The organism is Candidatus Glassbacteria bacterium (assembly GCA_019456185.1).
Classification (GTDB): domain Bacteria; phylum Gemmatimonadota; class Glassbacteria; order GWA2-58-10; family GWA2-58-10; genus JAJRTS01.
The window spans coordinates 1-8,018 of the sequence record VRUH01000093.1 but is presented as its reverse complement, the minus strand read 5'-3'; the positions used below and the strand labels follow the sequence as shown (position 1 = coordinate 8,018).

General features: G+C 62.2%; 8 protein-coding genes. All 8 read left to right on the top strand.

Translation table 11 applies throughout. The features are described from left to right. A partial coding sequence (locus tag FVQ81_17655; GenBank protein ID MBW7998357.1) for a glucose-6-phosphate dehydrogenase occupies positions 1-637 on the top strand: 637 nt, incomplete at its 5' end. Positions 638-666: 29 nt separating this feature from the next. Beyond that, positions 667-1,440: a 6-phosphogluconolactonase gene (gene pgl / locus FVQ81_17650; protein MBW7998356.1), complete on the top strand. Its 774-nt coding sequence runs from the start codon at positions 667-669 to the stop codon at positions 1,438-1,440. Between the two features lie 86 nt (positions 1,441-1,526). Beyond that, positions 1,527-2,975 carry a DUF2029 domain-containing protein gene (locus FVQ81_17645; GenBank protein MBW7998355.1) on the top strand — a complete coding sequence of 483 codons (1,449 nt, stop codon included), beginning with the start codon at positions 1,527-1,529 and terminating at the stop codon, positions 2,973-2,975. Then, on the top strand, positions 2,944-4,986 hold the full coding sequence (locus FVQ81_17640; protein ID MBW7998354.1) for a DUF2064 domain-containing protein: 2,043 nt from the start codon (positions 2,944-2,946) through the stop codon (positions 4,984-4,986). Before FVQ81_17645 ends, FVQ81_17640 begins: the two co-directional genes overlap by 32 nt. 99 nt (positions 4,987-5,085) lie before the next feature. Continuing rightward, positions 5,086-5,601 (top strand): RNA polymerase sigma factor, encoded by a 516-nt coding sequence (locus FVQ81_17635; protein ID MBW7998353.1) that lies wholly within the window; start codon positions 5,086-5,088, stop codon positions 5,599-5,601. 83 nt (positions 5,602-5,684) lie between these two features. Continuing rightward, the gene (locus FVQ81_17630) at positions 5,685-6,479 is read left to right on the top strand and encodes a hypothetical protein (GenBank protein ID MBW7998352.1); all 795 of its coding nucleotides are present in this window, start codon (positions 5,685-5,687) and stop codon (positions 6,477-6,479) included. A gap of 45 nt (positions 6,480-6,524) precedes the next feature. Next, the gene (locus tag FVQ81_17625; protein MBW7998351.1) at positions 6,525-7,373 is read left to right on the top strand and encodes a hypothetical protein; all 849 of its coding nucleotides are present in this window, start codon (positions 6,525-6,527) and stop codon (positions 7,371-7,373) included. Positions 7,374-7,615: 242 nt separating this feature from the next. Further along, on the top strand, positions 7,616-8,018 hold a 403-nt coding region (locus FVQ81_17620; protein ID MBW7998350.1), incomplete at its 3' end, for an N-acylglucosamine 2-epimerase.

The window sequence follows — 8,018 nt, the reverse complement described above, 5'->3', positions numbered from 1 at the left end:
CCAGTACACGGCCGGCGAGGTCGACGGCGGCAAGGCGCCCGGTTACCGTCAGGAGGCGGGAGTCGCTCCCGATTCGACAGTGGAGACATACGTGGCCGCCAAGCTCCTGCTCGACAACTGGCGCTGGCACGATGTCCCCTTCTACATCCGCTCCGGTAAACGTCTGCCGCGCCGCACCAGCGAGGTGGCGATTACGTTCAAGCAGGTGCCGCACAGCATGTTCTCCGGTGTGCTGGCCGAGCAGCTGGAGCCCAACGTCCTGGTGATCAATATCCAGCCCGAGGAGGGCGTGAGCCTGACCTTCCAGGCCAAGCGGCCGGGCCCGCAGGTGAAGATGGTGCCGCTGACCCTGGATTTCCACTACCGCGATGTCTACAGCAAGGGGCTGCCCGAAGCCTATGAGCGCCTGTTGATGGACTGCGTGGCCGGCGATCAGACCCTGTTTATCCGCCATGACGAAGTCACGGTGGCCTGGAGCCTGCTTACGCCTGTGCTGGAGCGCTGGGCGGAGAAGCGTGAGGACGACCGCCCGCATCCCTACCCGGCCGGAAGCTGGGGACCCGAGGCGGCGGACCGCCTGCTGGGAGCCGATGGCCGGCGCTGGCGGCTGCTCGAGGGTGAAAACATACCCCGCTGAGAGCAGGTAATATTTTGGAAGAAACGGCGATGGGTAAGCGAGAGATAAGAGTATACGACGATAAGAACTCACTGAGCGGGGCGTCCGCGGAGCTGGTCTGCGAACTGGCCGGGGCGGCGGTGGAGGACCACGGCTCGTTCACCCTCATGCTGGCCGGAGGGAGTACGCCCCGTACGCTCTACGCACTGCTGGCGGACGAACCGTTCAACGCCCGGATGCCGTGGATCGATACTTTCCTGTTCTGGGGAGATGAGCGCTTTGTCCCGGACGACCATCCCGAGAGTAACTACCGGATGGCTCGCCAGGCGATGATCGAGCGGGTGCCTGTTCCGGACGGAAATGTTTTCCCTGTCCCGACTGGGGATTCTGCTGACGCGGCCGCGGCGGCACAGCGTTACGCCGGAATTCTGACAGGTTTTTTTGCAGGGAATGAAATTGCTGCTGAATCTGAAGCATGGAACATCCCGCGTTTCGACCTTATCTTGCTCGGGGTCGGGGAGGACGGTCACACGGCGTCGCTGTTCCCGGGCGGCGTCGAATTGAAGGAAACCGTCAAACCGGTGACAGCCGTCCGGGCGCCGGCGGAATACGAGACCACCGAGCGGGTTTCGGTCACTCTGCCTGTGCTGAACAACGCAGCGACAGTGCTGTTCCTCGCCGCCGGCGGGGGAAAGCGGATAGTCCTGGATTCCGTGCTTAATGATCCTGAGCGCGCCCGGGAGATTTACCCCGCTGCGATGGTGAATCCCGTCGACGGCAGGCTGATCTGGTTCCTTGACCGCGAGGCCGATGTCGGCGCCTGAATCAAAGCTCGATCCAATTCCGCTCGTTCCATCCAGCGCAGTCATCAAGCTGGTTATCTCTATCCACCGTACGTTCTGGTCAGGCGATGCAACGGCTCTCTTGCGCCATCACCGATAATCTCGACCGGATACCCGCTCGCTGGCTTTATACCGGTATCGCTCTGGTTGTCCTCTGCCTGATGTTAACCGGTGTTTCCCGGGGATTTGACTACAACCGGCAGATCATCGACCGCCCGCTGATCGCCCTGGCCGGCCTGCTTGTCTGCGCCGGGGTTGTCTACCTGATCGCTGTCTGGCGGGTGGGTGCCTGGAATTATGCGGGCCGCAGACTGTTCTGGTGGATAATAGTAGTCGGCCTGGCGATGCGGCTGGCGATGTTTTTTTCGCTGCCGATGATGGAAGACGACTGGTACCGCTACCTGTGGGACGGGGCAGTGACCGCCGCCGGTCTCGATCCATACGAACGCGCGCCGGGAGCCGTTACTGTCGCCTCTTTCCCGCCCTCGGCCACGGACTCGGCGTATGCCGCCCTGGCCGGCTCCGGCGGCGAGGTCCTTGCCAGGATTAACCATCCGCACCTGAAAACTATCTACCCGCCCGTGGCCCAGGCGGCATTCGCCGCGGCCCACTTCCTTGCTCCCTGGAGCCTCAACGCCTGGCGCGTGGTTATTTTCCTCTTCGACCTCGCGGCGCTTCTGCTCCTCTGTCGCCTGCTCGGCAAGCTGGGCCTTCCCCTGGCCATGCTGGCTCTCTGGTGGTGGAACCCGCTGTTGGTCAAGGAGTTCTATAACTCCGCGCATATGGATATCGTGCTGATACCGCTGGTGCTGGGTGCGCTGCTGGCCGCTGCCGATAGTCGCCTGGTTACAGGAGCGCTCCTGCTGGGACTGGCGGCCGGGGCAAAGCTCTGGCCGGTGGTTTTGCTGCCGGTCATAATCCGCTCCGGCCGGACCGGCCGCTGGAGGGCGGCAGCGGGAGTAGTTCTGTTTATCGCTGTCTGCTCGATCATATACCTTCCGCTGGCCGGTCAGATAACTGGCGGGACAAGCGGATTCAGCGCTTATTTCAGCCGCTGGGAAATGAATGACGCAATCTTCATGCTGCCGTTGTGGCTGTTTCAGAATTTCACGGACAGCGCCGGCTGGGCGCAATTGGCGGCCAGGCTGACAGTCGGATCGGTCTTGCTGGGGCTGATCGCCTGGCAGGCGCGCAAGCCGTGGGAAAATCCCGGACAGCTCGTCCGCCGCTGCCTGGTGGTGGTGACGGCTATGTTCCTGCTCAGCCCCACCCAGTTCCCGTGGTACTATTCCTGGCTGCTGCCGCTGCTTGCGCTGGCGCCACTCGGGAGCCTGCTGTTGCTTACCGCGCTCCTGCCGCTATATTACGTCCGCTTCTATCTGGATGCCCGCGGTTTGGTGACCCTGTTCGATCACTGGATTGTCTGGCTGGAATATCTTCCGGTGCTTGCGATGCTGGGGTATGAGTGGCTCAAGAGCGGTAATGATGTTGCGGAGGATAGGCATGCGGCACGGTAAGAAAATAGCGGTCGTAATCCCGGCGCTTAACGAGGAGCGCTCGATCGTCAGGGTGATCGGGGAGATTCCCGCTTGGGCCGACCGCGTGATCGTGGCCGACAACGGCTCGACCGACCGTACCGCCGGGGTGGTGCGGGCAACGGGGCGGGCCGAGGTTATCGTTCAGCAGGAACGGGGATACGGAGCCGCCTGCCTGGCCGGGATCGCCGCGGCGGAGGATGCCGATATCCTGGTGTTTCTCGACGCCGACCTCAGCGATTACCCCTCGCGCATGGCCCTGCTGGTCGATCCGCTGGCTGACGGCCGGGCGGATATGTGCCTGGGATCCCGTCGGCTTGGACTGGCTGAAAAGGGGGCGCTGACTGCCCAGCAGCGGCTCGGCAACACCCTGGCCTGCATGTTGATGAAACTGTTCTGGGGTGCTGACTACACCGATCTGGGTCCGTTCCGCGCGATCAGCGCCCCGGCCCTGCGCAAGCTGGACATGCGGGACCGCAACTACGGCTGGACCATCGAAATGCAGATCAAGGCGATCAGGCACGGCCTGCGTACCCTGGAGGTCCCGGTTGACTACCGCAACCGGATCGGGGTCTCGAAAGTCAGCGGGACTGTCCGTGGAGTGATCGGGGCTGGCGGCAAAATCCTCTACGTTATTTTTCGCGAGGCGCTGAAAGGTTTCCTGACCAGGGTCGCCGGTCCCGCTCAGCGACGGCTGATCGTGTTCAGCCGCTTTCCCTCGCCCGGCTCGGCCAAGACCCGGCTGATCGGTGAACTGGGGGAGGCGGGGGCCAGCCGGGTGCAGCGCCTGCTCACCGAGCGGACCGTGGCCGCGGCCAGAAGCCTGATCGAGTTCCCCGGACTCGAGGTGGAAGTCAGCTGTTCCGGCGGATCGGCCTCCCGGATGAAACGCTGGCTGGGACCGGGCCTGAGTTACGTCCCGCAGTCCGGCGGCGGCCTGGGCGAGCGGATGCACTCCTGCCTGGAGCGGGCGCTGGCCGATGGAGTGTGCGCGGCGGTGCTGATCGGCACTGACCTGCCGGGGCTGCACGCGGAGATTCTTCGGCGGGCGTTCGACTCTCTCGAAACGCACGATGTGGTGCTGGGTCCGGCCGAAGACGGAGGCTACTACCTTGTGGGGCTGCGGCTTAGCGCCCATGGGATTTTCACCGGGATCGAGTGGAGCACTCCCGGCGTGTTGGAACAGACGATGCAGAAGGCACTCGCGGCGGATCTGAGCGTGGCCACGGTTGACCGGCTGGCGGACCTGGACAGCCCCTCATCGCTGCCGGGAGCGGAAACGGTCAGCGGCTTGCTGCTCCACGGACGTGAATCCAAACTGGTATCGGTGGTGATTCCCACCCTGAACGAACGCGGAATCCTGTCCCGGGCGGTTGCCGCGCTCCGGGCGGCAGGAGAAAGTGTCGAGGTGATCGTTGCCGATTGCGGCAGCGGCGACGGAACCTCCGCACTGGCCGTGGAACTGGGCTTGAAAGTCCTTAATTGTCCGCGGGGCAGGGCCGTGCAGATGAATCTCGGCGCCCGTGCGGCGGCCGGAGAGTACCTTCTGTTCCTCCACGCCGATACGATTCTGCCGCCCGGATTCGATTCGCTGGTCCGGAATACGCTCGAAATCCCGGATGTCTCCCTCGGCGCGTTTCGCCTGGACCTCGATGAAGACCATGTCGGCCTGCGGGTGATCGAGCGTACGGCTTGGTTCCGCAGCCGGTCGATGGGGATCCCCTACGGCGACCAGGCGCTGTTTGTCAGGGCTGAGGATTTCCGCACCGTGGGCGGCTATCCGGAGATAGACCTGATGGAGGACTACGAACTGACCCGTCGCCTGGCCGCCCGCGGACGGGTGGTGACACTCGACGTTCCGGTGCTCAGTTCCGCCCGTCGCTGGCGCAGGCGGGGTTTCTGGCGGACAACCTGGGAAAACCAGCTGGCGATTCTGGGCCATGAACTGGGCCTGTCTCCGTCGAGGTTGGCGCGCTTTGCCGGGCGGGGTTGATTTTTTTTGAATTTTGTGGAATAATTTGCTTCCCGGATGTCACTTTAATTTACGAAGGCCGCATGCCGCGCGTACGGCCTGAGGGGACTCTCCCCGAACATGCCCCCTGGAAAAGACAGAAAGAAGCTCTACGAGTTTCTGGTAAAGACATGCGCGGACGGCCTTTACCGCTACGCCTACCGCCTGTGCGGCAGACACGACACCGCACAGGACCTTGTCCAGGAGGCTTTCAGCGAGGCGTGGAAATCACTCGGCAGTCTGCGGGATGAAAGCAAGGCTCGATCCTGGCTTTACAGCATCCTGCGCTACCGGAACGCTCACCTCCAACGGGACCGCAAGCGCAGCCGGGAAATCGCGCACGACCCGCAGGACATGGACGAACTGGTCGACGAGGACAGCCGGCGCGAGGTGCTTGACCGGATCGCCGACCACGACAGCGTTCAGAAAGCGCTCGAGCAGCTCGACGGACGGTTCAAGGAGCCGTTCCTGATGGTGTTTCTGGAGGGATTGACCTGCGCCGAAGCGGCCGAGCAATTGGGAGTTCCGCTGGGAACGGTGCTCAGCCGGATTCACCGCGCGCGTGCGGTGATGAAAGATTATCTTAACAGGAAGTAAGCTCTGGTCCCCTGCGAGTGGGATGTACCGTCCGGACAATTGATGACAAACCTTAATTTTTGAAGAAAAAGTACCTAATGAGTATGCAGAACGATCCAAAAGAGATTCTCCGCCGCAGGATGCTGGAAGCGTCCATGCTGCCGCCCGATGACCCGCTGCGCAGTGAGCTGGAGGCAGAGCTGGCTGCCGAGGGCGATTGGGCGCGCGGCGAATGGCTTGAGCTGCTGGAGGAGAACGAGCGTATTCGCCTTGAATTGCTGAACGTCCGGGTTCCCGAGAAGCTGGCCGGCGGCCTGATGCAAATTTCAGCCGGCTCCGGGACAGGCTTCGCTGCTAGAACGTTTGCCTCGCCGGTGCTCAGAATCGCAGCGACAGTGCTGCTTATGATCGGATTCGGCGGCGGCGCGCTGTTTTTCATGCGTGACAATGCCCGCACCGACCGTCAGATCGAGCTGATAGCCGAGCTGGCGCTGGAGAGCTACGTTCACGACCATGATGTGAGCGTGATCACTCTCGACCCCGGCTACCTGGAGCGTAACCTCGAAGGAACGGTGCCGTTCCAGGTCAAGATGCCGGTTGTCCAGTCCGATCTGAGCCTGATCGGCGGGCGCAGCAGTTCACTCGGCGCGTACCCGGCTGTCTACACGCGCTGGTCGCACCAGGCCGGGCAGCAGTCACGGTGTGCGATTATTCAGTTTCGCAGTAAGGATTTCGGCCTGCCGGAATCCGCGGCCAAGGAAGTAGTGCAGAGTTCCAACGTGAATTGTCCGTCTACGCTGGACAAAGACTGCAACGTGGTTGTCTGGTCGGAGGGTGGTAACGGATACGCCCTGGTGGCCGACAGCGCTTGCGCAATGCATTGTCTTGGCTCCAGATGAGCTGGAGCCGCTAATCACCGGGGACTTTCCCCAAAGGAGGTTTAGATGAACGGCAAGAACCTGTTAGTGAGACTTTCTCTCTTCATTGCAGCGGCCGTGTTCGCGCTGAGCGTCACTGCCATGGCCGGCGAGAGCTGTTCGGCCAGCAAGACCGCCAGTGCGGACGGCAGTTGTTCCGAGGCCAAGACCGCCAGCGCATCCACTTGCTCGGCCAGCCAGACCGCCAGCGCTGAATGCACCAAGACCAAGACGGTCCATCAGGCCAGCAATGTCAAGACCGCCAGCGCCGAGGGCGGCTGCTGCGCCGCCGGCGCTGTCAAGACCGCTGGCACCGATGCTGCCTGCAGCGCCAAGCAGACCGCCAGTATCGACGCCAAGGTGCTGAAGAATATTCACCTCGCCGCCAGCACGGGCGATTTCAGCAAGGTAGCCGCCTGCGCCACCACGCGCACTGCCTTGCAGAAGCTGACCACCAGCACGGACGCTTTCTGCAGCAAGACCAAGGCCAATGTCCAGGCCGCCCTGGAGAGCGGTGATTTCAGCAATGTAGCCGCCTGCTCCGCGACCCGCGAGCGGATCCAGGCTTCCCTGGCCAGCTACGCTGTCAGCAGCCAGGGTGTCGATGCCAAGTGCCTCGACGCGATCGAGCAGGCCGCCGCCAGCGGCGATTTCAGCAAGGTAGCCGCCTGTGAGGTGAGCCGCGCTACGCTGCAGAAGATTGTAGCCGGCACCAGCAAGCTGGATGACAAGCACCGCGCCTGGGTCGCCAACGCAGCCGAGAATGGTGATTTCAGTGAAGTGGCCGCCTGTGAAGTTACCCGGGAGAACATTCAGGCCGCTGTCTGTGAGTTCAAGGATAAGAGCCTGCAGACCGCTCTGAATACCGACGAATAATACAGCCTTAATTGGTGGAGAACCCTGAGTCGGGGTGTTTTCACTGAAAAGGCGACAAGGCTGCCGGCAGCATGGCCTCCCCCCGGATGGTCGTTTGCCGGCAGCCTTTTTTATTTCAGGTATATCGCCACGCTTCCCGCACAGTCGGCGTAAAGTTTTGATAGCCTTCGCGCGCCCTTCCCTGTATTTTTGGATACCAATTCTTGTCACACGCTAAGCCAATAACAGTGCCGGAGCAGATCATGAAGAAAGCGCTGGATATCGAATCCTGGCGGGAAAAACTGTCCGATGAGCTGCTGAACAACGTGCTTCCTTTCTGGCTGAAGTATTCGCTGGACACCGAATGCGGCGGCTATTTCAATTGCCTCGACCGCGACGGGTCGGTGTACGACACGACCAAGCACATGTGGCTCCAGTCGCGGATGGTCTGGATGTTCAGCCGGCTCTACAACGAATTCGGCGGCCGGGCCGAATGGTTGGACGCCGCCCGGCTGGGGCTGGAATTTATTACCCGTCACGGAGTAACGCCCGACGGCCGGGTTTATTTCAGCCTCACGCGTGAGGGCAGGCCGGTGTTTATCCAGCGCAAACTGTTCAGCGAATGTTTTTACAGCATGGCGCTCGATGAATACGCCAGGGCCACCG